A 25761-nucleotide genomic window follows, 5' to 3' on the forward strand; every position below is an offset into this window, starting at 1 on the left:
TTAATTAACTTACTTAAATAATTATAACATAATTTTTTTAATTTTCTAAGTAGGATGCACTATCTTTTTGCCAGTCAATGGACGAAAGATGACAAAACATAGCAATAAACAGACAAGAAGCATACATAGACTCCCGGTGACAACGGAGGTTCGGATTGATAAAACATGTGCAAGCCCACCAGAGACACCTGTCAGCATGATCGTCAGAATGGCTTCAACTAAAGCATAAAAACTGGCTACCCTCCCCATCACCTCTATCGGAATATTCGTTTGATAGAAAGTCATAAAACCTGTGTTCGCAAATGCTAAAAAGAATGCTAATATAAAAAATCCAACAGCGGCTATAAACAATGTGCTGGAAAAAGCATAAATGAGATAGCCACATGCCACAAACAAACTGCCAATCCCAAGCATGATCGAAACAGGCAGCCTTTCCACAATCACCGAATTGAGACCTGCGCCTGCGATAATGCCTGCCCCAGCTATACTCACAAGAAGACCATATTGTGTATCAGTTAGCAGAAGCACTTCTTTTGCAAAGGCTGTTTCAAGAGAGTCTATGGCAGTAGGAAGTACCGTGATAGCGGCACTAAATAATAAATACACCGCCATAATTTGGCGTGATGTCAAACTAAATCGAAGAACAAGCCTCGCATCCTCTTTTAACATTGAAAGGGTAAAACCCTTTTGGCCAGCATTTTGTTTGAGCAAATTCGGTAAACACATTGTTAATAGAGCAGATACCAACAAGCAGATCGCATTTATATAAATTGAAAAAACAGGTGTACCGACTAAAAAAAGCAGACCTGCTGCAGCGGGGCCAAGTAAAAACCCAGCCGATTGTAATAATGAGCGAATGGCATTAAACCGTTTTCGGTTATTCGCCGGGATCAATCCTGTCATATAGACCATCGACGCTGGATGAAACATCGCTTGTGCCATTTGAATGAGAAACACCATCACATACAGGATGAGCAGATGTCCTGAAAATAACGCAAAGGGTATGCATGCGATCAGGATAGCTCGGCTGATATCTAAGCTGATCATCACTTTCCGCTGATTCAGCCTGTCAATCAAACTGCCAGACCAGCTGTTTGTCAAAAGAGCCGCAGCCGGTCTCAGCATATAGACGGCTGTTACAGCCAGCACAGAGCCCGTTTCTTGAAAAATGAGCAGATGGAGAGCAATCATATAAATCCATTCTCCTATGTTCGCAATTCCGATGGCTCCAAGCAGCAAACTCATATCCCGCCAATGTTTTTTCATCACTTTTCCTCCTATTTTTCATAAAAAAATCCCGCCCCCAAGACATTTCTGTCTTGAGGACGGGATTTACTCCGCGTTGCCACCTCAGTTTATTCATCTGTTGCCAGATGAACCTTAGCAGGTCATCATGAACCCATCTCTGTAACGGGAGAATATCGCTGCACCATCATCTGAAGGAATCCGGTGCAGAGCTAAGAGGCTTGGTTCCATCATGCTGCCCGGCTCCTTCTCAGCTTCACGGAGTTCTCTGTGCGGGACAGCTCATGATGTACTCTTCTCTATTTGCGCTATGTCTTTATTTCATCACGATCTTCACCTGAATTGTTACATATTGTACTGCGCCTTGATCAAAGCGTCAATGTTTTTTCAAGTTAATCAGCATAGATCATCTTTCTGGTCATGCCGCCATCAACGACTAAATCTGTGCCGGTCACAAATTGATTCTCCTCATCGGTTAAATAAAAGCAGGCCTTCACAATATCCTTTGGCGTGCCGACTCGATTGGAAAGATGCTGCTGGTGATCGATCTCTCGAAGATTCTCCTCATCCTTCGTTTCAATCCATCCAGGTGAAATGCTATTCACCGTGATATGATCCGAACTAAAAGAAGCCGCTAAGGCATGAGTCAGCGCAGATATTCCGCCTTTTGATGCGGCATATGCTTCTGTATGAGGCTCTGACATGGTCGCGCGGGTGGATGAAATGTTCACAATAGAACCGCCTTTTGGATTCTCTTTTATATAACGTGCTGCTTCTCTTGCACATAAAAAAGTCCCCCTTAGGTTCGTCTGTAACACACGATCCCACTCATCAAGCGTTAATTCATAAGGCGATACTGTGTACATGACACCAGCATTATTAATGAGAATATCAATCGTTTTACAGCGCTCCGCCGCAAACGACATGAACTGCTGAATCTCCTTTTCTTGCCTCACATCCGTTTTCTTAAAATAAGCTTCTAATGATTCTTTTTTTAGCTTTTCCTCCAAGCGATTACCCTTTTCTTCATCTATATCCGCAAGCACCACTCGTGCTCCTTCTTTTGCATAGCCCCAGGCGATCATTTCACCAATTCCATTGGCTGCGCCTGTGATGATAACGGTTTTATTGTGAAATTTCATTGTTTATCCAACCCTTTCTCCATCAGATGTTGTCGTCTATCATACCACTCATATATAGACGATACCTAGCCACATGAAACATAAAAGAACACCCTCCAAGTGATCGTGTCATGAAGAGGGTGTTTCTTTGGAATTCATTGATTCTATTTTTCTATATGGTGATTTTAAAAAGCAGCCTTTAAAATATCTAAGTAGTCGGCTTTCGTAACAGTACGAACATTGCTTGATGTAGAGCCGTTTTGTTCTGCTAATTCAGCCATTTTTTCAAAATCCTCTTCTTTTACATAAGATAAATCTTTTAGTGCTGGAATACCTAATTTTTTTGTGAATGTATACATGCCATCAATTAATTTTTGAATCGCCACATCATCTGAATCCGTTTTATCTGCAAAGCTCATTATTTTGGCAAGCTCTGCGTGTAATACCTTATTTTCGACTGCATTGAATTGCATAACATAAGGCAAAAATACCGCGTTTGCGATACCATGAGGTGTATCATAAAGACTACCAAGTGCTTCTGCTAAGCAATGAACGGCTGCGACATCGGCTGAACCGAAGCATAAGCCGGCTAGTAAGCTCCCTTCCTGCATTTTATATCTCGCTTCTAGATCAGATCCATTTTCATATGCCTTGGGTAAGTATTTCACAATTGTCTCCATTGCACTTGCACCCATTGCTTTCGAAATAGGATTTGTTACTTTACATGAATAGCCCTCAATAGCATGTACCAATGCATCCACGCCTGTTGCGGCTGTTATGCCTTTTGGCACCGTCAATGTAAGGGCAGGATCTAAAATCGCAATGGTTGGCCGAAGCAAGCCATGCTTTAATGTGATTTTTTTATGTGAAGCAGCTAACGTAATGACAGATGAACGGGTCACCTCAGAACCAGTACCAGCCGTTGTTGGGATACAAATTAATGGAGATAGATTAGCATACGCCTTCTTCCCTGATATATAATCTTCAGGAATGCCGCCATTTGGACCTAATAAAGCAATCGCTTTCGCCGTATCCATTGGACTTCCGCCACCAATCGCAATGACCGCTGATGCTTGTTCTTTTCTAAAGAGCTCTGCACCAGCTAGACATTCACTATCTCTAGGATTTGGAGATACTTGATCAAATACAACGACAGAATAACCAGCTTCCTGCAAATACGCTTCAATAGGCTGAACGAGCCCTGCGCTCTTCACACCAGAGTCCGTCACCAGCATAACTGTGGCACCCGGCAATACAATATCTTCTACTATAGATCCGATTTCTTTTGATTGACCAGTCCCCATCATCATTTTTGTTTGGCAATGATATTTAAAATTCATCATGATTTTTCTACTCCTTCATTTGTGTTTATGGAGTTAGCAGTTTGTTTTTCTGCTCCCCACCATTCTATTTCTTTTAAACCTGGTATGCTAGATGCATAAAAGACAGGATCTTTGCCTAACAATCTTTGTTGAATGTAATCATCCAAAGCGGCAAAAGCGAACTTGCCTAGAATTGCAATCGCAATCAAGTTGACAATTGCCATAATGGCCATCGACAAGTCGGCCAACGTCCAAACGATTTGTATGTTGGCCACAGCCCCAAACATGATCATCATTAATACCATAATTCGATACATCAATAGCGCTGTTACACTTTTATGGATAAAACCGATATTGGCTTCACCATAATAGTAGCCACCTACAATAGAACTAAAAGCAAAAGTAAATATAGCAAATGCTAAGAAAATACTAGCCCAAGATCCAAAATGCTGTGCCATTGCTGCTTGTGTAATTTCGATACCAGATAATTCACCAGCTGTTTCTACTGTCGATAGCATAATAATAAAGGCAGTACAGCTACAAACAACTAATGTATCAAAAAATACACCTAATAATTGAACAAACCCTTGTTTTACTGGATGCGAAACATTAGCGGCAGCAGCGGCATTTGGAGCACTTCCCATTCCTGCTTCATTGGAAAAGAGCCCACGTTTTACACCGTTCATTATCGCAGCACCAATCCCGCCCCCAACGATTTGCTCTAACCCAAACGCACTTTTCATAATACTTGTTAATGCCGCGGGTACAGCACCGATATTTGTGACAATCACATAAAGTGCTAAAATGATATAAAATGCCGACATAATTGGCACAATGATTTGTGTAAAATTAGCGATTCGCTTGACACCACCAAAAATGATGCAAGCAGTAAAAATTGTGACAAATAGCCCCATGGCAATTGGGCTGATCCCAAATGAATATTGAAAGGCATTTGTAATTGTATTCGTTTGTACAGCGTTAAAAATTAAGCCGAAACTAAGAATAACAGAAAAGGCAAAAACCCTGCTTGGCCACTTCATTCCGAATTGCTTTTGAATATAGTAGCCTGGTCCCCCTTTAAATCCATCATTTGTTCTAATTTTATAAATTTGAGCTAGTGTACTTTCAACAAACGCAGAAGCCCCCCCTAAAACGGCCGCAAACCACATCCAAAAAATAGCTCCTGGACCGCCCACTGTGATGGCAATGGCTACGCCTGCCATATTTCCAGTACCAATTCTTGTAGCAGCTCCAATAAAAAAAGCTTGCATAGAGGAAATTTCATGACTTCCCTTTTTGGTTTTGGGCGCTTTTTCAAAAATAGAACGGAAAATCTCTTTTAGTAAGACAATTTGCATAAATTTCATTCTCACTGTAAAGTAAATTCCTATGCCGATTAACATGACTACTAAAATATATGTCCATAAAAAATCATTCACTGAATTGACAATCACTTCAAACAAAGCCATCTCCCCTTTTCAAATCTGAATATTTGAAATAATACAACTTGCAAGCGCTTACTTTTATGATAGTAAAAATGTTATGATCAATCTATAGAGGTTTTCTGATGATATCAATCGGCTCGTCCGATTTAGGGAGGCTTGAAGTTGGAGATCAAACAACTGATGATGTTCCAAACAGCATCAAAAGTATTAAACTTTACAAAAACTGCACAAATGCTTGGTTATGCTCAATCTAGCATCACAGCAAATATTGTTGCATTGGAAGAAGAGCTAGGAACCCCTCTATTTGAAAGGCTTGGAAAAAGGGTGATCTTAACAGAAGCTGGCAAACAATTTCAACATTATACGGATAAAATTTTAGGCTTAACAGGGGAAGCATTAGAGGCTGTTGGCGGAATGAATGAGCCAAGCGGCATTTTGAGAATATGTGCATCTGAAACACAATGCACCTACCGGCTTCCTCATATTTTAACGGACTTTCAAACAAAGTATCCAAAAGTCGAACTGATCTTCCGCCCAGGAATAGCGGAAAAGGATGTTCTAAATCTATTATTAGAAGGACAAATTGATGTCGCTTTATTATCCATGAATCCTGTAATATCCTCACATTTACTTGTAAAAGAATTAAAAGATGAACCGATGGCCATTGTATGCTGTCCAACAAATCCTTTGAGCAAAAAACAACAAGTATATCCAATTGATTTGAACGAGCAAAGATTGTTGTTAACTGAAGACTGTGATTATCGCTACGCCTTTGAACATTCATTAACACAGGCGGGAGCAAAACCGCGAAGTAAACTAGAATTAGCAGATGTAGAAGCCATAAAAAAATGTGTAATGGCAGGCTTAGGAATCGCTGTACTTCCCGAAATTTCTGTGAAAAGAGAAATAGCGGAAGGCAATATCATTAAAATCAACTGGATGGAACCCTGTTTCACAACGAAAATCCAACTATTTTGGCATAAAAACAAATGGATGTCCCCTGCTTTAAAGGCATTTGTGGATTTAACAGAGGATTATATACTCAATGCACGGCTAGCAGAAAGGAAGCTCCCTGTTGAATGAAGTGTGACTAGTTATATCGTAATCAATATTTCACAACGTATTCTATAACACCTATTAAAAGAAATTTGATAAATGTAAGGAATGTGTTAGGCATTTTCACGATTTCTTTCACCACACCATTTTGATGAGATTACATGTATACAAAAACCCCCTATAGCAAGCGAGCTATTGGGGGTTTTTGTATACGGAAGAATGAAACGAAGAAGATAAAGTGATTAATATGACCTGATACTTTTCAACCCAATGATCATAAATACAATCGTAAAAGCAACTAAAACCGTCGTGTCTAGTAATAAGATTGAATGATTGACGGTGCCGCTCATGATTTCACCGAAACCAGACATCATCCATGTTTGTGGAATGGCCATTGAGATCTTCTTCATGATGTCTGGAACAATATCCAAAGGCCAATAAACACCACCTAACATGCATGTTCCTACGATGATAATTGCACTAAAGATTTCAGTTTGTTTCTTTGTATGAGATAAAGTGGCAATCATAAAACCTAAACTCACTACAAGTCCAATAACGAATGACCCAAACAAGAAAATGAGAATGAGATTGCCTAAGTACATGTTGAAGAACACAGATAAGACGGTCAATAAAACGCCTAATTGTAGCCAACCAAGAAGGAAATAAGCAATGAAATATCCCAGTAACACGTATACTTTATGGATAGGACTCGAAAGCAATCTTTGCCATGTATAATCTTTATATTCCAAATGAATAGACGACACCGAGCTTGAGATCGCAAACATCATAAACATGATCGTAAAACCAAGTGGTATTAAATTTGGGTGCTGACTTGCTTGACTATTTAGATTGTCTTCATCCAATGAAATGGTGCCAGATTCGTTTAATTCTTTCAGTGCATTGATAAGAGAAACGCTATTCTGCTCTTTCACACCTTGATTGATCTGATAAATGATGGCCGCCGTCTCTTTTAAATAGGGAGCTAAGACCGCATATTCCTCTGTTTTCTTATAAACCGTCACATCAAAAATTTCTTTATTTTCTTTTAAATGGGATTTTAATTGATTCGTGACTGTAATAGACGCAACTGCCTTTTCATCGGATAATAATTCTTTTGCTTCACTTTTAGTCGCCTTTACCCAAAGAAATTTGGTGTTCTTTTCGAGAATCTGAAAAATTTCTTGATTCAGATTATCTTGACTGGGCTCTTGAATAAAAGCAACTGTAGGTTTCTTAGTATCAGATGCCGTACTTCCAAAAATAAAACTAAATACGATTGGCATAACAAATAAAAAAATGAGGGTCAATGGAGACTTTAATGTTTCTTTTAGCTTTAAAGCAATAATGGCTGATATTTTATGCATAGTGATGCTTCCTTTCAAAAGACATTCTTAATAAAGCAATGATGAAGAAAGCAAGTCCCATCCCACAGCTAAGTAATAATCCACTTTGAATTTCACTAAAATCAGCACCTGCCATACTTTTCAAAAACATTTGAAGTGCAAGAGAATTAGGTAAAAAATAGCTGATATCAATCACCCATTGTGGGAATAAGTATAAGGGCACCATACTCCCACCTAAAGCAGCTAACACTTGAGTTCCTAAAATCCCCACACTGTTAAACGTTTTTTCTCTATTGATAAAAGAACCAATCAGCACTCCGAAACCTGCAGCATTTAATATAAAACTACATCCGATCATAACAACAGTAAAAGGCTCTCCCCAGTTCACCTTAAAGACAAAGCTAGTAAATAAAATAATGACCGCAAGTTGAATCATACTCATCAAAACAATACCCAATAACTTCCCAACGATGTAACTAGTATTGCTTAATTTTGATACAACTAACCTTTTATAAACCTCTTCCTCTTTTTCCTCTATCATACTTCCAACTAAGAAAACAACAGTCATTAATAAAAAGAGAACACCCATCCCGCCCGAGTAGTATTGGAAAGAAGTGATCGGCTGGTTGTTCATATGAATATCCCTTTCGTTCACCAGTTCCTTCTTTAGTTGATGAGAAACGATTTCCACTTTTTCACCTTGATTTAACGGCATCAGAATACGATTCATATGATAATTTTGAAAGAATTGTAGAACCACATTTTCTAAGACTATTTCTTGTAAGGCTGAATTTGGTCCTTTCAAAATATTCAATTGCACATGTTCATGATTAAATAGGCTTTTTTCAAAATTTGGCTTGATGATGATGCCCACTTTGATTTCTCTATTATTTAAATCTTTCTCTAGCTGATCTTTGGAGATGACCCTTACATCAATGATGTCACTGAGCTCATTCTTAGACAATGTCGATAGAAACATTTTACTTGTAGCGGACTTATCTTGATCTGTAACTCCTACACGAAATGAATTGATGCTGACTTCACTTTCTTGCTTCATATTCTCTCCAAATGCTGCACCTAAAATAGCAATCAATATAATAGGCATAAAAAAAAGTGTAAAAAAGCTTTTCTTATCTCTAAAAAACAATAATAGATCTTTTAGTACAACCCAGATGCTCATGTGTTCACCTCTAAACAGTCTAATCCCTCAAATTTTTACTAGTTAAATACAAAAAGACATTTTCTAAATTTGGTTCTACGATTTCTGCTGAAATAATTTGAATATTTAATGCGGTCACACCTTGAATGAGATGACTTAATAATTGCTGAGGATGTTGATCAAATATTTTCATTTGATTTCCTTGAACGTCGATTTCCTTTAAAGGGTCGACTTCATGTATGAATTGACGCACTCGATCTATATCATTTTGTCCATGTTCACATTTTATGGTCAAAACAATTTCTCTTTGATTTCCGACAAACTCACTTAATTCATGCTGATCCCCTAAAGCGATGATAGACCCATGATCCATAATGGCCATTCTTTCACATAAAAATTCAACTTCTTCCATGTAATGACTAGTATATATAATGGTCATTCCTTCTCCATTTAATGTCTTAACTGTTTCTAATATATGACTTCTAGATTGGGGATCTATGCCTACAGTAGGCTCATCCATGATTAATAGTTTTGGTTGATGTAATATCGCGCAACCGATATTTACTCTTCTTTTCATTCCTCCAGAGAATACTTTCACTTGATCATTTGCTCTATCTTTAAGACCAATTAGCTCAAGTGTTTCTTGTACTCTGCTTTTCAACTCTTTTCCTTTGAGTCCATACATTCTCCCCCAAAACATTAAATTTTCTTTTGCTGTCAAATGTAAATATAAAGCGATCTCTTGCGGAACAATTCCTATCATTTGCTGCGCCTTTTTTGTTTCTTTTTTTACATCTATACCTTCAATCGTTATGGTACCGCTTGTGGCATGAATCAGCCCTGTCAAGATGCCAATCAATGTGGATTTCCCCGCACCATTCGGACCTAATAGTCCAAAAGATTCTCCTTTTTTTAAGTGAAAGGTTATCCCTTTTAATACCTGTTTATCTTCATAATATTTCTTGATGTTGTGTACGTTTAGCAATCAATACCTCTCCCTAGTCATTTAATATCAATTAAATTATCTGGTATGAACTTCAACTGTAGAATAATTTTTCCAATTCATATATTTTAACATGAGATGTATTGCAGGAGAATAGTACAGGTCATTTTAAAATAGAACATAAAAAAACTTACAGGATATAATCTCCCGTAAGTTTTTTCGATTATTCTCATTGATTCATTATTTAGAAATCATCCCATGCGGGTCAATGACAAATTTCTTCGCTACACCGGAATCAAAGTCGCTGTATCCTTGAGGGGCTTGATCAAGGTTAATGACGGTTGCATTCACCGCTTTGGCGATTTGTGCTCTTCCGCTTAAAATGGATTTCATTAGACTGCGGTGATATTGCATGACAGGGGTTTGGCCTGTCACAAAGGTATGGGCTTTTGCCCAGCCGAGTCCAATTCGCACTTTCAGTGATCCAACTTTTGCATCAGCATCCACTGCACCTGGGTCTTCTGTGACGTAAAGCCCTGGGATTCCGAGTTTACCGCCAACTTTGGTAATATCCATAATTGTATTTAAAACGGTTGCAGGTGCTTCTCCTTGATCTCCATGACCTGAAGCCTCAAAGCCGACACAATCGACGGCACAGTCTACTTCTGGCTCTCCTAAGATATTGGTGATTTGTTCGCCGATTCGATCATGTTTTCTTAAATTGATCGTCTCACAGCCAAAGCTTCTGGCCTGCTCCAGCCTTTGTTCATTCAAATCACCGACAATGACCGTAGAAGCGCCAAGGAGCTGAGCGGAATGTGCTGCGGCAAGACCTACTGGCCCTGCACCGGCAATATATACGGTCGAACCAGGCTTTACTCCAGCTGTATAAGCACCGTGAAAACCTGTCGGGAAAATATCGGAAAGCATCGTCAGATCAAGTATTTTTTCCATCGCTTGATCTTTGTCTGGAAATTTCAGCAGCTGGAAATCTGCATATGGCACCATGACGTACTCGGATTGGCCGCCAACCCATCCGCCCATATCGACATATCCATAGGCAGAGCCTGGACGGTCCGGGTTTACATTTAAGCACACATGGGTTTTTTGTTCCTTACACATGACGCATCGTCCACAAGCAATATTAAAGGGAACGGACACAAGGTCTCCTTTTTGAATAAACTCCACATCTCGTCCAACCTCAACGACTTCACCTGTAATTTCATGACCAAGGACTAGTCCTGCAGGCGCAGTGGTACGACCTCTCACCATGTGCTGGTCACTTCCGCAAATATTCGTCGTCACTACTTTTAAAATGACGCCATGCTCACATTTGCGCCCCACATTGGCTTTCGGTACACCCGGGCCATCTCTTAAAATCAAATCAGGGTATCCAATATCCTCAACTGCTACATTTCCTGCTCCTTTATAAACGACACCTTTGTTTCCCGACATATTTTCATTCCTCCCTTTTTGTTTAAAAATGAAGTCTCTACAATTTTCTCTACTTCTGAAGCAATTCCCTGCTCCAAATGGCACAATTGATAAAAAAAAGCGAAAAATGTCTATCACGGAGAGAAAAATGTATCTTCCAGTCAAATAAAAAAGAAAATATTGAAAAAAAAGCTAAACTTTTGAAGAACGGTGTCGATATAATAAATAAGCCAGACAGGTATCCTTAATCGACAAACAAATTCCTTATATATACTATCATTCCTTACACACCTGGCTGGCGCCTACATCATATACAAAAGTCTCTTCTGATGAAGAGACTTTTTTTAATTCGCTCAAACATGATTCAATGACACGCAAAGAAGCTCCTCTCACGAAGAGCCTCTTTTAGAATGCTTGTTCATTACCTGGGAAATATTTTCATCATTTTAACGCTTTGATACAGATGTATGTATCATAGTGATAAACCGAAACTTCTCTAAAGTGATACGCTGAAAATAGGCGGCTGATCTCTTGTTCACTATACGATGAAAAAGAATGTGACTGCTTTTGTTCCTTCATCAGTTCCTGCTGTTGGAATGATAAGAATACTTCTCCATCCACTTGAAGAACGCGGTACACTTCCTTCATGACTTGCTCAATATCCTTCAAGTAATAAATGGTCTGCACCGTAAATAATTTATTGAATGATCTGTCTTCAAAAGGTAAATGCTCGGCTTTACCAAGAGTCACAACGGCTTTATCCTGTTCCACAAGCTTCTTATGTTTTCTTTTTGCATATTTGATCATATGACGAGAGGCATCCACTCCATATACTTTACCGCGATCAAGTTTCTCTGCTACCTTCGATAATGTCATGCCTCTTCCAGTACCGATTTCTAAAATCCGGTCATTTTCTTGTATATTTAAGAGTTGAATCGTCCATTCATTGATATTATGATGATTTTTTTCCATATAGCGGGCAACCCATTTTGAGAACAAGCCTTTTGGTTCCCTCATTTGTTTTCCAATCCAGCTTTGAATCAATGTTAACACCTGCTTTGCACCAGTAAATAAAACTATTTACGAATTTTCTTACTTTTCATATCGGCTCACACCTAACAAAGTTTAAGACCTAGTCCTAATCATTTGTTATTGATTAGACGGCATCTTTTCAGAAAATGTTTCGCAGAACTTCAAAAAATTTAATCCGAATAGGCGTTTTCATTAATTGTGCTCAGATTGATTTCGTTTTCTGCATGAGCTGCATATTTTATGAATGTATCTTGATTAGATAAAGGTGGTGCTAGATTATGGGCTTTGGTGGAGGTTATGCTGGAGGCTGCGGTGGTTACGGTGGCGGCTTTGCAGGCGGATTCGCATTGCTTGTTGTACTGTTCATTTTGTTGATCATCATCGGTGCAAGCTGGATTTGCTAATGTAAAAGGAGCAGGAAACGATAACGTTTCCTGCTCCTTTTCTTTAATACCAATAAGCTCGGTACTGATACATATATTGTCTGAGCATTTCCTCTTGCTCTCTTTGCATTCGGTACGGATTGCCGTATCCATGCTTTAAGGAATGCGGAATGGATGCATATCCGTGCCCCACTGACGGAAACCTCATATATGGTGACATCGACATTCGTTGATCACCTCACAATCTCCTTTTACGGATATCATATGTGCAGATGATCAATGTGGAGCGTGTCTAAACCTGGTCCTTCTCCATAGTATAACAATCAAGTATTGCAAGCATCATAAACATGTCAATCTCCTCCTTTTCGCATTTTTCTTTTCGTATTTTAGTTCATGTACTTTAGTTGTTTCTGCTTCATTTCTTCATAAAATGTTTCGACTTGTTGTTCATAAAGAACTGTTTCAATGTCTTTGTATTTTCGTCGGATCGTCAATGTGATAAAAAATAAATGGATTGTCATATACGCTCACCTCCCTTCAGTTCGCAGCACGCGAAATAGCCCGCAGATCTTCTTTGTCAGTTGACCTGTGGGCACACAAAAATGCAGATCAAAAGACAGTGTCTTCCAACCTGCAATGGATGATACGTAAAATCCTCGTTTACTTAAACAGTTTTGAAGCGTGCACCGTATAAGGTAAAGGAAGGACACGAGCTCTTCCACAGGCTGATGACATGATGAAATTGTTGGTTGAATTGTTCACAAGTAGATACGAATAACATATTCTTCAGCCTCCTTTACGTTTTTAATTACTTTGTTAGTATATCCAGCAAGCACCATTTTGTAAACCTGTTTTTAGTAAAATAGATGATTTTTGTGTGTTTGACTAAATTTCTACATTTATTCTTGTCCGATTGTCCAATACAATCAAAAAAGCCCCCTCACGTATATGAGGAGACTTTTCGAATTAATCTTCATCTAGTTCTTGCAGTTTCTTTTGAAAAAAGATCGCGCGTCTCACACAAAGAAAAGCTGCTAATAAGAAAATACAATCAATTCCCATCATCAGCATTTTTGGAGATGCTTCGATGTGTTGGTTTGGTATGATCGTACCAATATATAAAAAGGTGCTGACAGCAAGCAAAATAAAAGCGTACTGCTTGTAATCTGTCACTAAACCACTCCACTTTTTCTTCACTTGAATCACCTTCCTGTTTAACATGTCTATTGATAGCTTAACATAGTAAAAGAAAGGTAGTGGCATGTAAATCTATCCATTCACTAGTGCGTTTAGCCCCTGCTTCATATCATTCAGTAAATCATCCACATCTTCAATCCCGACGGATATACGAATTAACCCATCAGTGATGCCAAGCTCCTCGCGGCGGTCTCTTGGAATGGACGCATGAGTCATTCGAGCAGGAACAGAGATTAAGCTTTCAACCGCTCCAAGGCTTTCTGCGATCGTAAACAGCTTAAGCTGACTTAAAAACACATCGACATGTTCTTCTTTTCCAATGTCAAAAGAGATCATGCCGCCGTAGCCTGATGCTTGCGTTTTTGCAAGTTCATGTCCAGGGTGAGCATCAAGACCTGGGTAATAAACACGTGTGACTGCTGGATGTTGTTCTAAAAACTCAGCGATTTTCTGTGCATTTTGCTGATGTGCTTCCATTCTTAGTCCAAGCGTTTTGATTCCTCTCATGAGAAGCCATGAATCCTGCGGTCCAAGAATTCCACCAGTAGAATTTTGAACAAAATGCAGTTCTTCCCCAAGCTCTTCCGTCGCTGTTACAACTAGCCCGCCTACGACATCACTGTGGCCGCCTAAATATTTAGTGGCACTATGCAGGACAATGTCCGCCCCATATTCAATCGGCCTTTGGAAATAAGGTGTGAAAAATGTATTATCAACAATCATTAAGATGTTGGCTTCTTTTGTCAATTGGCCGATCGCTTTGAGATCAGTCATTTTCAGTAAAGGATTGGTTGGTGATTCAATGTAAACCGCTTTTGTTTCAGGTAAAATCGCCTTTTTCACTGCTTCAGGATCACTTGTGTCAACAAAGGTCGCTTGAATGCCAATACGGTTGAGTACCTTTGTGATGACGCGGTACGTTCCGCCGTATACGTCATCTGTCAGGACAATATGATCTCCGCTGTTAAACAGCATCATCACTGCCGTAATGGCAGCCATTCCTGAACCAAATGCGTAGCCGTTTGCTCCTCCTTCAAGGTCACGAATGACGGTTTCTAGTGCCGTTCTTGTTGGATTCGCAGTTCTTGAATATTCATATCCTGTATGTTCGCCTGCTTTCGGCTGCTTATATGTGCTCACTTGATATATCGGCACAGACACAGCGCCCGTTTTTTCATCACCAGTTGTTCCGCTGTGTATCATCATTGTTTTTCGTTTCATTTTATTTTCCTCCCTCATAAATTCCTTTACTTAAATACCGTTCACTGCTGTCAGGAAAAATGGTGACGATGACTGTCCCAGGTGCTGCCTTCTTCGCTTCTTCTAAAGCGGCAAATAACGCTGCACCCGAAGAACTCCCGATGAGAACGCCTTCTTTTTCAGCAGCTACTTTCACCATTTGGAAAGCATCATCATCACTGACGGTATATATCTCATCGAATAAAGCAGATTCCATATAATCTGGGATAAATTCAAGGCCGATTCCTTCCGTTCTATGCGGACCCGGATTTCCTCCATTTAAAATCGATCCTTCTGGTTCGACAACAACTGTTTTTAACGCAGGATGCTGCTCTTTTAAATAGGCAGCACACCCTTGAAAAGTCCCGCCAGATCCCGCTCCTGCCACGAATACATCGATATTTCCTTGCAAATCGGACCATAATTCTGGGCCAAGTGTTTTATAGTAAGTCAATGGATTTACTTGGTTTTTAAATTGTAAAACGCAATAGGCATTGTCAAGGCTTGCCTCTAGTTCAAGGGCTCGATCAATCGCACCCTTCATGCCCTCTTTTCTTGGTGTATGAATAATCTCTGCACCGAGCGCTTTCATGAGCTGTTGTTTTTCTTGACTAAAATGTTCTGGTACGCAAAAAATGGTCCGCAATTGATGCTTTCTTGCACTGAGGGCAAGCCCAATTCCTGTGTTTCCAGCAGTTGCTTCAATGATGGTTCCACCAGGGCGCAATTTGCCAGATGCCAATGCTTCTCTTATGAGCATATCACCTAAACGATCTTTAATACTTCCACCCGGATTCATCATTTCAAGCTTTGCATATACCTCTACACCTTCCGGGATGCCGATTCCTGACAGTTTTAAAAGCGGTGTGCGGCCAATTAATTCTGTAATATCCTTTATGACAGCCATATGATTCCCTTCCTTTGTATGGAAAAGAAGGGGGAATCCCCTTCTTTTATTGAGTTTGCTTTATCATACGCAAGACAAGGTCGGTTGAGTGAATCGCTGCTTGCTCAAGAAATTGATCAAATGAGACATTGGATTCTTTCCCTGCAATATCAGATAGCGCTCGAACGACAACAAATGGCGTTCCAAAGAGCTGGCAAACTTGTGCAACGGCTGCGGCTTCCATTTCCACCGCATATAGCTCTGGAAACTTCTCTCTCACAAACGCTACACGATCCGGATCATTCATAAATGAATCTCCGGTTGCAATCGTTCCTTTTGCCACTTGTATATGATCGATCTCTAAAGCCGATTCCTCTGCCAGCTTCACAAGCTTTTCGTCTGCAACAAAAGCAGCTGGCAATCCTGGTACTTGTCCGTATTCGTAATTAAAGATCGTGACATCCACATCATGATGTCTAACATCAGTAGAGATGACAATATCCCCTACATTTAATGTGTGATGGAAACCGCCAGCTGATCCTGTATTGATCACATAATCCGGCTGAAAGCGGTCAAGCAGAAGTGTTGTGCTGACCGCTGCATTCACTTTTCCAATCCCTGATTTTAATAAAATCACTTCTTTATCTTCATAAACACCTGTTGTGAATTCACACCCAGCGATGTTTTCTTGTGTAGCATTCTTTAGTTGATCTCTTAATATCGTCACTTCTTCTTCCATTGCACCTATGACTGCGATTTTCAAATCAAAAACATCCTTTCATTCCCTTTTCTTCGCTTCTACGATCCAAACAAAATCATTCATTTGATGAAAGGACGTACTAAAACCTTCTTCTTCAAAGATTTGCTTTAGCACATCGATGGATGGATAATATTCCGTTTCTAAATCTTCAGCAAGCTGATCAAACCCTGCCGCTTTCGCTTTGTCAATTTCAGCTTGATGTGCTGCTTGATTTTGAAACATTGTATCAGCAAAGACTATTTTACCATCTGAGTGAAGGATGTTGCTATAGGTGTGAATGGCTTGTTTTTTTTCTTCGTCCGTTAAATGGTGGAAAGCATATGAACTGACGATTGTATCCGGCTCAAATGGCGGCGCTGGAAATGATAAAAAATCCCCATCATGAAACACATCGGGTATTCCCTTTTGAAGAGCCGCTTTCTTCATGGCGTCTGATGGTTCAACGCCAAATACGTTCTTATCTGCTGCGAGCAGTGCCGCTGTTAAATTCCCCGTGCCGCTTCCAAACTCAAGAACATCTTGACCTGCACGCAGAACAATTTCTTTTAAAATAACCGGATACCGGCGAAACACTTCTTCATACTGCTCATCATGACCACTTACCGTGTCGTCATAAGAGTCAGCCCAATGATCAAATAAAGAAAGAAACTCACGTCCCATTTTCTTTTCCTCCACTTTATCTATTTATTCCTATGCGTATAGTATGTTTTAATCCGTCGAACAGTTCCTATCCTACCACATGTTCAGTTTCTTTCCTACTAAAAAATACTGGGAGGGGTAGAAAAATATTTGCTCTTTTAGAGGAGAGAGATTAAGATGAATGAAGAGTATGGAGAGGTGAATCAAATGGATTTCCAGTTGGATTTTCTAAAGGATAAAATTGAATTCTTTGAAGCATCGTCTTTAAAAGAACTTGAACAAAAGATCCAAAAACAAATTGAACATAATCAGGCAATCTTGCTGACCGTTCATTCTGTCAGTCATCAAACGACTGTGATCGATGACCGAATTTTGTATACAGCGGTTGTTCATTTTAAGGCGAATATCTAAAAAAAGATAGCATGGCTGCTATCTTTTTTTCATGTTTATTTTAATTTTTCAACCTTTACAGGTTTCCAGCCTTTTTCATCTACCCATGTGATTTCCACGCGGTAGCGTTCGCCTGTTGATTTGTCACGGATGGTTCCCTTTGCATCTTGAGGGCCTCCGTTATTTCCTAACCAAAGAACTGTCATTTGATCTTCTGAAATTCCCGTTGCATAGGACATGGCTTTCATCATTTCTTTCCAGTCTTTTGAGTTAGAATCATAGGTTGCTGTATGTGAACCGGATTGCTCTGTTCCTACAGGCTCCCAGTCATCGCTTTCGTATGTTTTGTCTACGTCACTCGTTTTGCCGCCATCTGTTTCTTTGGCGTCTTTTAACGCATCTTTATTAGGCTCTTTTTCATCATCTGACTTCTTCGCATCGTCGTCTTGATCAGATGAGTCATCTTTTTTTGCATCTGAATCATCGGATGTGTCTTTCTTTTGATCTTTCACATCTTCATCTGATTTTTGTTTATTTTCACTTGATGCAGGCGCTGTTTTAGATGGTTCTTTCGCTACATCTGTGTCTTTCGGTTTATTAAAAATTAATAAACTCGTTGCGACCACCAAAATAAGCACCACAACGATACCAATTAATATGTTAAGCACCATATTGGCCTTTCTGCGCTTATCACGATGTTCAAATCGAGAATTTCTACTCAAAATCTCTGCACTCCTTTGCCTCTGTTCCCTAAGTCGTTACTATTTTAACATGACATGAAGGGATGTTCTATGTCTGTTTCTTTTCAATTTCGTTGACCTTTTTTACAATATCATAAAACGCATCATTTGTCTTAGCCCGCCCACTTGTCTCATCAAGGTGAACAACGACAAGAGCATATTTTGGTTTTTCCACCGGAAAGTATCCAGCAAACCACTTATGATAAAGCGGATTCCCCTTTTTATCTTTACTGCCAGTTTGGGCAGTGCCTGATTTCCCCGCCACATCAAATGGAAGGTCTCGAAACCTTCTTCCTGTTCCTTTGTCAGACGTCACCACCTGCCTTAAGTACTTTTGCAGCTTTTGTGCTGTATAGCGGTCAATACTGCCCCCTTCTGGTCGTTTGTTTTGAAAGGTTAGCATCGTTGTTCCGTTTTGATACAGCACTTTTTCAGCGATTTTCACTTCTTTTCGTTCTCCGCCTCTTGCAATCGACGCCATCATATTGGCCATTTGCAAAGGAGTCGTTTTGACATTTTTTTGCCCTATTGCGGTTTGGGCAATAGCCTTTTTAACATGCTTGTCTCTTTTATCCCCCCACACATTGCCGGTTTCTTCACGATCAAACTGTTTGAAATGCTGCTTATGATAGACATCCCCTTCCCAGCCAGCTCGATCAATGAGTCCAAGCTTTGCAGCCGTCTTTTCAATGATTTGATCATCTGTTTGGATCAGCTTGTCAGCAAGTGTTGCAAAGGTATAATTACAGCTCTGCGAAAAGCTCTCAGACAGATTCAGCACTTCCTGCGTTCCTTCTGGCTCTCCATATAAATTCTTTCGACAGTCATACATCGTTTGTGGCTGGTCGAGGTTTTTTTCGATTGCTGCGGCAAGTACAGCGGTTTTAAAGACAGAGCCTGGTGCCATGGCAGTCAGCATGTAATTTCTTGCTTCATGCCGGTTTTTGCTTGTGACGTTTGGCATACTTGCCATCGCCAGCACACTGCTGCTTTCAATGTCGAGCAGAACGGCCCCGCCTTTTTCGACGCCCTGGTCTTTCAGTACCTTCTCCATTTCAGCTTGCATGTTTTCATCAATTGTTGTTTGAACTTGAAGAGGATAAAATGAATGAGCCTCTGCTGTATATTTGACGTCCATCCCAAACAAAGGGTTTCCCCTTCCGTCCACATGATATAACAATTTTGTGTCTTGCTCGGGTAATAAAAATTCGTCAAAGGTACTTTCCAGCCCAAAAGTGCCGATTTCTGTACGGATGGAAAGCTCTTTTTTGTCAGGATAACGCTTTCTGAGCAATTCTGGATTCTCGCTCGTGAAGCCTAATGTGTGGAGGGCAAGTCTTTTTTTGTCCTTCTCTTTCATATATACGCCGTACACACCTGAATATTTCATATCATTGATGTCTTTCAGCTTTTTTTTCGTGATGTCATCTTTGAGAATCAGAGGTTTTTTGGTTTCTGTCAGCTGTTTTTTGAGTTCATCTTCTTCCATCTCAAGAATAGAGGCGGTTTGTTTTAAATGAGGAAGATCATATTGCAGAAAAGGAAATAAGATCACCGCAGGCTGTTCTTTTGTGAGAAGCGCCTCGCCGTTTCGATCTAAAAATTCACCGCGGCCATCTGAAATGACCACTTCTTCTGTACGCTGTTTGACACTTTCTTGTATTAAATTGATATCAAGCTTTGAAAAAGATTCTGTGAAAAACAGTTGAATTTCTGCCAGTCTGATGAGAAGACCAAGCAGCAGTATAAATATAATAGCACCTGTCCATTGAATTCTACGTTTTTTGCGCATAAAAACACCTCGTCCCTATTGTGGACGAGGTGTTTATCGTATAAACGTGATTATGAAATTTTTACAATTTGGACGAACATTTCTCCGCCAGGTGTTTGAACGGTTACTTTGTCGTCTACTTGTTTGCCTAATAGGCTTTTTGCAATTGGTGAATCGTTTGAAATCTTTCCTTCGAACGGATCAGCTTCTGCACTTCCGACGATTGTGTAAGACTCTTCTTCTCCGTCTGGTAATTCAACGAAAGTGACTGTTTTACCAAGTGAGACAATATTTGAGTTTCCTTCATCTTCGATAATTTTGGCATTGCGAATCATATTATCAAGCGTAGTGATACGCCCTTCTACAAACGCTTGCTCTTCTTTAGCAGAATCATATTCCGAGTTTTCAGAGAGGTCTCCAAAGCTTCTAGCAATTTTAATACGCTCTACAACCTCTTTACGTTTAACCGTTTTCAAATGTTCAAGCTCTTCTTCTAATTTACGTTTTCCTTCTTCTGTCATTGGAAATACTTTCTCTTGTGCCATGAATCATTCACTCCTTCTATTAATCCTCATCATACATACTTTCTGCACGTGAGTGACGACTGAAATATACAAGAATGAGGACTTCTTCATGCCCTCATTCCTTCTGTCCCATATTTGTAAAAGTCCATCTTACATGGCGTCCCTTTTAGATGCAACTATTATGCCTTTTCTCAGATAGGACCATCCGCAGCGGTCAAAAGATGATCTATCTTATCGCACAAACTGTGGAAAGGCACAGGAAGCTCCTGTACCTCGTTCGCCATTTCGATCATATGTAGAAGAATAGCTTATCCATTCTCCATCTTCCCAATACATAATATGGTCAGTGTACGATATGTCTATGCTATATTATTACATAATTGCTTTTTGATCAAGAATTGTTTGAAAATTTGTGATGATTTGTTTGTCGTTTTTTTAATATACTTTTACAAAATCGAAACCACTTCAATATTCAGCTTGAAAACGACATTTTTCTACATCTATTTCACATCATTGTTTTCCTATCATATCAAATCTTTCATTCAAAGTGTTACTTCTTAAAATATTTAAGCAGCTTCTACTTTTAGAAACAAGTGAAATATGGTATTTATTCTCTTTATTATGATGCTGAAAAGACTTTACAAGTAAAGGTTTTTTTCTCCTCCACCATTTACTCTGCTCGGTTTTGAAGAATCGTTTGAATTTTTGTCACCATTAAGTCAATGGTCTTGATATGTTATTTATTGATAACGAAATCAACTAAAACCCAATGCTTTCAGAGTTTCTCCCTGTTCCACTATGTTGTTATTTTCATTATTTTTAGATCAATTATATTTTTTTGTGGGCAATCTGTGGGCAGAGACAAATTTTGCAACAGAAATCTTTTTGAATACTGTTTTTAGATTCATACTCTTCAAAAACCCTTTGTTTTTAAACTTCAATTATGGATATTATGGTAAACTAATATGGAAAATAATTGTTATGGAGGGTTTATATTGAATCACATAAAATCGTGTTTCTTCCTATTATTATGTATTACATTGTTAAGTGGATGCAACACCACTTCAAAAGAAAGCGGGACAACAACCACAGAGAGTGAAAGCTATAATTCCAATAACAACTTAGAAAAGAGCAATAAAAAGACATTAGATAAAGTTGGTGACAGTTTAAACGACCCTGATACCGGAACAGTCACTTTAAACAATGTAAAAGATATAAGTGATAAAAAGGTACGAATAGGTGATTTGAAAATCGTTTTCCACAATATAAAAGTTATTACAGTCACCGATCTTACTGATAATTTCAAAGCTGAATTGGAGGAACATTTCGATGGGAAACTAAATAAATTCACTTATGCCCAAATCCTTTATGAAACAGAAAACACAGGTAAAGATCAAATCTCTTGGAGAGGATTTAGAACTGCTGTCACTCAGGGAAAACACCAAGTAAATTTAGATTTTAATTTATATATGGGATTACCAAATCCATCATCTATAGAAATGTTGCCAGAATCGAAATTGGAAAATAACATGGTCTGGATTCCTGTAAATGAAAATGAGAGGGCTATTAGAATAAAAGCCGAAGATGTATTAAAGAATGACAACAACAAGCCTGATGCAATCGTCTATGGAAAAGAAGTAAGTTTTGATATCTAAGGAAGTTCATCATGACTGATCTTGAAGAGTGGTCATCATATTTGAAGATTTCGTTGAAAACCATTCATAAATTCCTTTATTGTTATATAATGGTTATTTACTTAAAAGAGCGCCATTCTTAGGGGGAACAAAATGGGAATTTTCATTTCAATATTTGCCGGTTTAATGATTATAGGAATTTGTGTAGGACTTATTCTATTAATTTTCTCGAAATCAAGGAAAGTAGGAAAAGGCGTTTTTATTACTTGTCTTCTTATATTGTTATCAATATCATTTTTGAATTCATTTATTTGGAAATATGAAAGCTCAGAAATAGCATCAATAACTCCTGAAAAATATAATCAATTAAAGAAAGGTATGACTCCTAAAGAAGTTAAGAAAATTGTTGGTGGTTCCGCTAGATCAGAAGAAATAAAAGAAGATAATTATTTCATTTGGGAATATGAAGGGGAAAAAGGAATTGAAAATGATGCCTCGGCAGACTTAATATTTGAAGATGATCGACTAAGTTCTAAATTTGAAAGTGGTTTGCTGACAAAGCACAATGAAACAGATTCCGAACAGGTATACGAGTCAGAAGTAGCAGGTGAAGAAGATGAATTAGAATCTTTGAAAAGTGATGCTGAATATGAAATTGAATCTATTGTAGAAGATAATTACACTACTGCCTCAATTGAAAAAATTGAAATTAATGAAGATATGGGATCGAGTGAGCCAAATAAATTAATTGCTCTTGTTCACTTGTCATTTGATGCAAAGAATTCTGCTCAAACCTCTTATAATATGACGGAAATGTTTAGTGAAGATCTAGCTGCTAAGATTGGATCGGATAATGACTCAATTTCGCAGTTATCCGTATTCTGGAAAGTGCCATACAAAAGCGATAAGAGCGCAGCCAAATTCTCCTACGAACGATCAGGGGATAACATGATAATTAAAAGCAAATCAACCATTCTGAAATAGTCCTTCGACTTGAAGGGCTATTTATTTCCGCTTATAATCGAACATATATTCCATTTTACAAGAGGTACGCCGTGACCGATCTTGAAAGGAAACTTTATCGAATCATCTATAACATGAGCAGATTCAGAAAGAATCCCTCGATGGATGACCTTAAGAGGAAAGAGCCGGCGATCCGTAAGGCGGTTAAGAACCTTATATCAAGAAATAAATTAAAATGGGATAAAGAGAAGAAGGAATGGAGGTTTAAATAAAAGAGAAAAGCCGCCCAGGTGGACGGCCAATTTCACATAATAATCTTATTCATATTGAGCAGGAGCAATTTTAGCTACTGGTGCACCACAAACTAGCATGAATGCGAATAATATAGGCGGCTTAATTGCTATATTCATAACTGCAAGAGCGCCTAATACAGATATCCAATCTCCCTTTTCAATTGATTTTTGCAGATGCTTTAATGTGCCCTTAGCGACACCAATTGCATCCTCGACACAGCGAGTTACTGTGTTACTTTTTGTAGTCACTTCTTGATTCATGTATTTTGCAAAAGCGACCATTCCATCTTTCACTTCAGCCGAGTAAGGTGACTTTGCAAGCTCTTCGTCATTAATAACGAAGCCCTTTTTCTCAGAAACGATAATCTTTGTGAAAATGTATTCAATTTCTTTTAAAGACTTATCGATTTGTTCTTCTGTCAAACCTTCTAATCCCTTTGTGCTTTGTGTCTTTGCGGCAGCAGCTGGCGCAAATGCAGTTACAGCCAGAACTAATGCTAACATGAAAAATAATAATCTCTTCATATTAAAACCCCCTTTAAGTTTTCAAAATAACTTTATAATACATTTTTAGAAAATAAAGGGTTTTAATAGAGAGTTAATCTCTTATGACAAAAATCGACATATCGTGACACATAATAGTTGGGTGTTAACCCCACATAAATAGAAGGAAGAATGATAGCGCCCAAGCATATATACCAAGCATTACGAATACTTTCAGAAAACTCTCGTACTTTGTAAGAGGACGTTCCTTTTTTAATTTCGACAATCGCCGATGAAGAGCATAACCAGATAACAACAGTATTAATTGACCAATTTTCGAGACATTCTCCAATATATCTATGCCATTCATTATAGTTCACCTCCTAATTCAGAGAAAAATCAAACAGTCCACACGCTGACTTTTAATCACTATTCAACGTGATTTCAATTTATTATCGCAAATATCCTTTCACTTTCCAATATTTATGTAAAAATAAGCAATAAGAATCATGACACATAATAGGTGAAAACCTCCTTTTGCTGCTTGTTTTCGAAAATATATAGGTGAACTTGTGGTAACTGAATAAAGACAAAAAAGCCCCTCCAATAAGGAAGGGCTTCTCTGTTTACTTCTGTTTAACTTCAATATATTTAGATGCAGCTGTGATATAAAGACCTGATTTCAGTTTATACATTTTTGACCCGTTGACCGTAACGGACTTATCAATCGTAAATGCTTCACCCGGCTTTACTTTTTTGTGCTTTGCTGACCAGTTCGGCTTATCATAGACCCATAGTCACCCGTCAGCATTCGGCTTCACTACGGTCATTTTAACGCCTTTTGGTGCCGTTTCCTTTTTAGGGCTTGTTTTATAAGATCGCACCAGAGTATGCTAAAAACACATGAACTAATATTCATCAAGTTTTTAATATGATGATCAGTGAAGCTGTGCGAGATTCTTACTTTAAGGATAACCCAATTCATGCCGTGAATCTTCCGAAAAAGGCAAAAGAGAAAAAAGTAGAGGAATTAGATGAAGATTTAAAGGATATGAAATTTTGGGAGAAAGAAGAAATAAAACTATTCCTTCAAGTTGTCAGCAGAAAAGGGCGTCCCAGAGATTTAGCTATGTTTCTCCTGCTCATTTATTCGGGTTTGAGGATAGGTGAAGCAGTTGCATTGACATGGGATAAAGTAGACTTTAAAAAATCGGAGATTAAAGTGAGATACACTCTTTTTAGAGAAAAAGATTTAAAGAGTAATTATGAATTACTCAGTCCCAAAACTGAATCGTCTATTCGAAATGTAACTGTGCCACCTCAAGTCATAATGCAATTAAGGATTTTAAAGAACGTTCAGGAACAAGTAAAGAATGATGTGGGCGAACTATACAAAGATGAAGATTTCGTTTTTGCTGATAATTCTGGAATGCCTGAACCGGCTCGAAACTTCAATTATAGAATGGCCACCTATATAAAAAAGGCGGGTGTTACAAAAATAACACCCCACAATCTTAGACACACATATGCGTCTTTGCTATTTGCAGCAGGAATAGACCTTAAAGAAGCACAAAGGCGCTTGGGACACTCTAGCTCCAAAACCACTCTTGATGTCTATTCGCACGTAATGCGTGAAACAAAAATAGAATCTGTTATACAGTTTAACGCAATAGCAAATGATATTTTTTAGAATATTTGTGGGCAGAAAGTGGGCAAAGTCATCTAATTACACTTTGCTCACTTGATTACACCCTATTAA

Annotated in this window: 26 protein-coding genes and 2 pseudogenes; 7 read left to right on the top strand and 21 right to left on the bottom strand. The window is 38.7% G+C overall.

Annotated features, from left to right (window positions below):
- Window positions 1–45: 45 nt before the first annotated feature.
- The 4 genes from MHH41_RS11905 to MHH41_RS11920 form a co-directional block, all read right to left on the bottom strand.
- The gene (locus MHH41_RS11905) at window positions 46–1266 is read right to left on the bottom strand and encodes an MFS transporter (RefSeq protein WP_284906829.1); all 1221 of its coding nucleotides are present in this window, start codon (window positions 1264–1266) and stop codon (window positions 46–48) included.
- Between the two features lie 371 nt (window positions 1267–1637).
- Complete coding sequence (locus MHH41_RS11910) at window positions 1638–2387, bottom strand: SDR family oxidoreductase (RefSeq protein ID WP_284906828.1); 750 nt, start codon at window positions 2385–2387, stop codon at window positions 1638–1640.
- Between the two features lie 164 nt (window positions 2388–2551).
- Window positions 2552–3709, bottom strand: a complete 1158-nt coding sequence (locus MHH41_RS11915; protein ID WP_217012240.1) for an iron-containing alcohol dehydrogenase — start codon at window positions 3707–3709, stop codon at window positions 2552–2554.
- Window positions 3706–5157, bottom strand: coding sequence for an alanine/glycine:cation symporter family protein (locus MHH41_RS11920; protein WP_050943696.1), 1452 nt, complete (start codon window positions 5155–5157; stop codon window positions 3706–3708). The genes MHH41_RS11915 and MHH41_RS11920 overlap by 4 nt, the downstream gene beginning before the upstream one ends.
- Before the next feature lie 138 nt (window positions 5158–5295).
- On the opposite strand from MHH41_RS11920, the gene MHH41_RS11925 reads away from it, so the two are divergent.
- Complete coding sequence (locus tag MHH41_RS11925; RefSeq protein WP_284906827.1) at window positions 5296–6216, top strand: LysR family transcriptional regulator; 921 nt, start codon at window positions 5296–5298, stop codon at window positions 6214–6216.
- A 215-nt stretch (window positions 6217–6431) separates the two neighbouring features.
- Here the strand turns inward: MHH41_RS11925 and MHH41_RS11930 are convergent, their stop codons facing one another.
- The 5 genes from MHH41_RS11930 to MHH41_RS11950 form a co-directional block, all read right to left on the bottom strand.
- Window positions 6432–7553: an ABC transporter permease gene (locus MHH41_RS11930; protein WP_284906826.1), complete on the bottom strand. Its 1122-nt coding sequence runs from the start codon at window positions 7551–7553 to the stop codon at window positions 6432–6434.
- The gene (locus tag MHH41_RS11935; RefSeq protein ID WP_284906825.1) at window positions 7546–8712 is read right to left on the bottom strand and encodes an ABC transporter permease; all 1167 of its coding nucleotides are present in this window, start codon (window positions 8710–8712) and stop codon (window positions 7546–7548) included. Before MHH41_RS11935 ends, MHH41_RS11930 begins: the two co-directional genes overlap by 8 nt.
- Before the next feature lie 19 nt (window positions 8713–8731).
- The gene (locus MHH41_RS11940; RefSeq protein WP_284906824.1) at window positions 8732–9676 is read right to left on the bottom strand and encodes an ABC transporter ATP-binding protein; all 945 of its coding nucleotides are present in this window, start codon (window positions 9674–9676) and stop codon (window positions 8732–8734) included.
- A gap of 198 nt (window positions 9677–9874) precedes the next feature.
- A complete protein-coding gene (gene fdhA / locus MHH41_RS11945) occupies window positions 9875–11089 on the bottom strand; it encodes a formaldehyde dehydrogenase, glutathione-independent (RefSeq protein ID WP_050943691.1) in 1215 nt (404 codons plus the stop codon).
- Between the two features lie 420 nt (window positions 11090–11509).
- Window positions 11510–12112, bottom strand: coding sequence for a class I SAM-dependent methyltransferase (locus MHH41_RS11950; protein ID WP_335365449.1), 603 nt, complete (start codon window positions 12110–12112; stop codon window positions 11510–11512).
- Between the two features lie 308 nt (window positions 12113–12420).
- Between MHH41_RS11950 and MHH41_RS11955 the strand changes: the two are divergent.
- Window positions 12421–12504 (top strand): annotated as a pseudogene (locus MHH41_RS11955) (YjcZ family sporulation protein); the annotation flags it as partial.
- Between the two features lie 43 nt (window positions 12505–12547).
- Here MHH41_RS11955 and MHH41_RS11960 read toward each other — a convergent pair.
- The 7 genes from MHH41_RS11960 to MHH41_RS11990 all read right to left on the bottom strand — a co-directional run bounded on the left by MHH41_RS11960 (window position 12548) and on the right by MHH41_RS11990 (window position 17225).
- The gene (locus MHH41_RS11960) at window positions 12548–12709 is read right to left on the bottom strand and encodes a hypothetical protein (protein WP_159037603.1); all 162 of its coding nucleotides are present in this window, start codon (window positions 12707–12709) and stop codon (window positions 12548–12550) included.
- Between the two features lie 160 nt (window positions 12710–12869).
- Window positions 12870–13004: a YrzI family small protein gene (locus MHH41_RS11965; RefSeq protein WP_012010698.1), complete on the bottom strand. Its 135-nt coding sequence runs from the start codon at window positions 13002–13004 to the stop codon at window positions 12870–12872.
- 445 nt (window positions 13005–13449) lie between these two features.
- Window positions 13450–13680 carry a YrhC family protein gene (locus MHH41_RS11970; RefSeq protein WP_284906822.1) on the bottom strand — a complete coding sequence of 77 codons (231 nt, stop codon included), beginning with the start codon at window positions 13678–13680 and terminating at the stop codon, window positions 13450–13452.
- Between the two features lie 72 nt (window positions 13681–13752).
- Window positions 13753–14901 (bottom strand): bifunctional cystathionine gamma-lyase/homocysteine desulfhydrase, encoded by a 1149-nt coding sequence (locus tag MHH41_RS11975; RefSeq protein WP_284906821.1) that lies wholly within the window; start codon window positions 14899–14901, stop codon window positions 13753–13755.
- A gap of 1 nt (window position 14902) precedes the next feature.
- Window positions 14903–15826 (bottom strand): PLP-dependent cysteine synthase family protein, encoded by a 924-nt coding sequence (locus MHH41_RS11980; protein ID WP_217012246.1) that lies wholly within the window; start codon window positions 15824–15826, stop codon window positions 14903–14905.
- A gap of 46 nt (window positions 15827–15872) precedes the next feature.
- Window positions 15873–16568 (bottom strand): 5'-methylthioadenosine/S-adenosylhomocysteine nucleosidase, encoded by a 696-nt coding sequence (gene mtnN, locus MHH41_RS11985; RefSeq protein ID WP_050943689.1) that lies wholly within the window; start codon window positions 16566–16568, stop codon window positions 15873–15875.
- Window positions 16569–16583: 15 nt separating this feature from the next.
- Complete coding sequence (locus MHH41_RS11990; protein ID WP_226803762.1) at window positions 16584–17225, bottom strand: class I SAM-dependent DNA methyltransferase; 642 nt, start codon at window positions 17223–17225, stop codon at window positions 16584–16586.
- Between the two features lie 186 nt (window positions 17226–17411).
- Between MHH41_RS11990 and MHH41_RS11995 the strand changes: the two genes are divergently transcribed.
- The gene (locus MHH41_RS11995) at window positions 17412–17615 is read left to right on the top strand and encodes a YrzA family protein (protein WP_034620637.1); all 204 of its coding nucleotides are present in this window, start codon (window positions 17412–17414) and stop codon (window positions 17613–17615) included.
- A gap of 35 nt (window positions 17616–17650) precedes the next feature.
- On the opposite strand, the gene MHH41_RS12000 is transcribed toward MHH41_RS11995, so the two are convergent.
- The 3 genes from MHH41_RS12000 to greA form a co-directional block, all read right to left on the bottom strand.
- Window positions 17651–18316: a YrrS family protein gene (locus tag MHH41_RS12000; protein WP_340866383.1), complete on the bottom strand. Its 666-nt coding sequence runs from the start codon at window positions 18314–18316 to the stop codon at window positions 17651–17653.
- Between the two features lie 67 nt (window positions 18317–18383).
- Window positions 18384–20126, bottom strand: a complete 1743-nt coding sequence (locus MHH41_RS12005) for a peptidoglycan D,D-transpeptidase FtsI family protein (protein ID WP_226803763.1) — start codon at window positions 20124–20126, stop codon at window positions 18384–18386.
- Between the two features lie 50 nt (window positions 20127–20176).
- Window positions 20177–20650, bottom strand: coding sequence for a transcription elongation factor GreA (greA, locus tag MHH41_RS12010; protein WP_003216248.1), 474 nt, complete (start codon window positions 20648–20650; stop codon window positions 20177–20179).
- 974 nt (window positions 20651–21624) lie between these two features.
- On the opposite strand from greA, the gene MHH41_RS12015 reads away from it, so the two are divergent.
- The 3 genes from MHH41_RS12015 (at window position 21625) to MHH41_RS12025 (ending at window position 23498) form a co-directional block, all read left to right on the top strand.
- Entirely contained in the window at window positions 21625–22284 is a 660-nt protein-coding gene (locus MHH41_RS12015; protein ID WP_340866384.1) for a hypothetical protein, read from the top strand.
- Window positions 22285–22416: 132 nt separating this feature from the next.
- Complete coding sequence (locus MHH41_RS12020; RefSeq protein ID WP_226803765.1) at window positions 22417–23247, top strand: hypothetical protein; 831 nt, start codon at window positions 22417–22419, stop codon at window positions 23245–23247.
- 71 nt (window positions 23248–23318) lie between these two features.
- Window positions 23319–23498, top strand: a complete 180-nt coding sequence (locus tag MHH41_RS12025) for a hypothetical protein (protein ID WP_335355692.1) — start codon at window positions 23319–23321, stop codon at window positions 23496–23498.
- Window positions 23499–23543: 45 nt separating this feature from the next.
- Here the strand turns inward: MHH41_RS12025 and MHH41_RS12030 are convergent, their stop codons facing one another.
- Complete coding sequence (locus MHH41_RS12030; protein WP_137054925.1) at window positions 23544–24044, bottom strand: hypothetical protein; 501 nt, start codon at window positions 24042–24044, stop codon at window positions 23544–23546.
- 584 nt (window positions 24045–24628) lie between these two features.
- Window positions 24629–24784 (bottom strand): annotated as a pseudogene (locus tag MHH41_RS12040) (DUF5776 domain-containing protein); the annotation flags it as partial.
- A gap of 152 nt (window positions 24785–24936) precedes the next feature.
- Here MHH41_RS12040 and MHH41_RS12045 point away from each other — a divergent pair.
- The gene (locus tag MHH41_RS12045; protein ID WP_340866385.1) at window positions 24937–25692 is read left to right on the top strand and encodes a site-specific integrase; all 756 of its coding nucleotides are present in this window, start codon (window positions 24937–24939) and stop codon (window positions 25690–25692) included.
- The last annotated feature ends 69 nt before the right edge of the window (window positions 25693–25761 follow it).

Origin of the sequence: Bacillus sp. FSL K6-1145 (assembly GCF_038003425.1) — a bacterium.
Taxonomy (GTDB): Bacteria; Bacillota; Bacilli; order Bacillales; family Bacillaceae; genus Bacillus; species Bacillus pumilus.

Bases quoted from the DNA above. Each gene is read 5' to 3' on its own strand.
- MHH41_RS11905 (WP_284906829.1), bottom strand. From the start codon at position 1,266: ATGAAAAAACATTGGCGGGATATGAGTTTGCTGCTTGGAGCCATCGGA.
- MHH41_RS11910 (WP_284906828.1), bottom strand. From the start codon at position 2,387: ATGAAATTTCACAATAAAACCGTTATCATCACAGGCGCAGCCAATGGA.
- MHH41_RS11915 (WP_217012240.1), bottom strand. From the start codon at position 3,709: ATGATGAATTTTAAATATCATTGCCAAACAAAAATGATGATGGGGACT.
- MHH41_RS11920 (WP_050943696.1), bottom strand. From the start codon at position 5,157: ATGGCTTTGTTTGAAGTGATTGTCAATTCAGTGAATGATTTTTTATGG.
- MHH41_RS11930 (WP_284906826.1), bottom strand. From the start codon at position 7,553: ATGCATAAAATATCAGCCATTATTGCTTTAAAGCTAAAAGAAACATTA.
- MHH41_RS11935 (WP_284906825.1), bottom strand. From the start codon at position 8,712: ATGAGCATCTGGGTTGTACTAAAAGATCTATTATTGTTTTTTAGAGAT.
- fdhA (WP_050943691.1), bottom strand. From the start codon at position 11,089: ATGTCGGGAAACAAAGGTGTCGTTTATAAAGGAGCAGGAAATGTAGCA.
- MHH41_RS11960 (WP_159037603.1), bottom strand. From the start codon at position 12,709: ATGTCGATGTCACCATATATGAGGTTTCCGTCAGTGGGGCACGGATAT.
- MHH41_RS11965 (WP_012010698.1), bottom strand. From the start codon at position 13,004: ATGACAATCCATTTATTTTTTATCACATTGACGATCCGACGAAAATAC.
- MHH41_RS11975 (WP_284906821.1), bottom strand. From the start codon at position 14,901: ATGAAACGAAAAACAATGATGATACACAGCGGAACAACTGGTGATGAA.
- MHH41_RS11980 (WP_217012246.1), bottom strand. From the start codon at position 15,826: ATGGCTGTCATAAAGGATATTACAGAATTAATTGGCCGCACACCGCTT.
- MHH41_RS11990 (WP_226803762.1), bottom strand. From the start codon at position 17,225: ATGGGACGTGAGTTTCTTTCTTTATTTGATCATTGGGCTGACTCTTAT.
- MHH41_RS11995 (WP_034620637.1), top strand. From the start codon at position 17,412: ATGGATTTCCAGTTGGATTTTCTAAAGGATAAAATTGAATTCTTTGAA.
- MHH41_RS12005 (WP_226803763.1), bottom strand. From the start codon at position 20,126: ATGCGCAAAAAACGTAGAATTCAATGGACAGGTGCTATTATATTTATA.
- greA (WP_003216248.1), bottom strand. From the start codon at position 20,650: ATGGCACAAGAGAAAGTATTTCCAATGACAGAAGAAGGAAAACGTAAA.
- MHH41_RS12020 (WP_226803765.1), top strand. From the start codon at position 22,417: ATGGGAATTTTCATTTCAATATTTGCCGGTTTAATGATTATAGGAATT.
- MHH41_RS12030 (WP_137054925.1), bottom strand. From the start codon at position 24,044: ATGAAGAGATTATTATTTTTCATGTTAGCATTAGTTCTGGCTGTAACT.
- MHH41_RS12045 (WP_340866385.1), top strand. From the start codon at position 24,937: ATGATCAGTGAAGCTGTGCGAGATTCTTACTTTAAGGATAACCCAATT.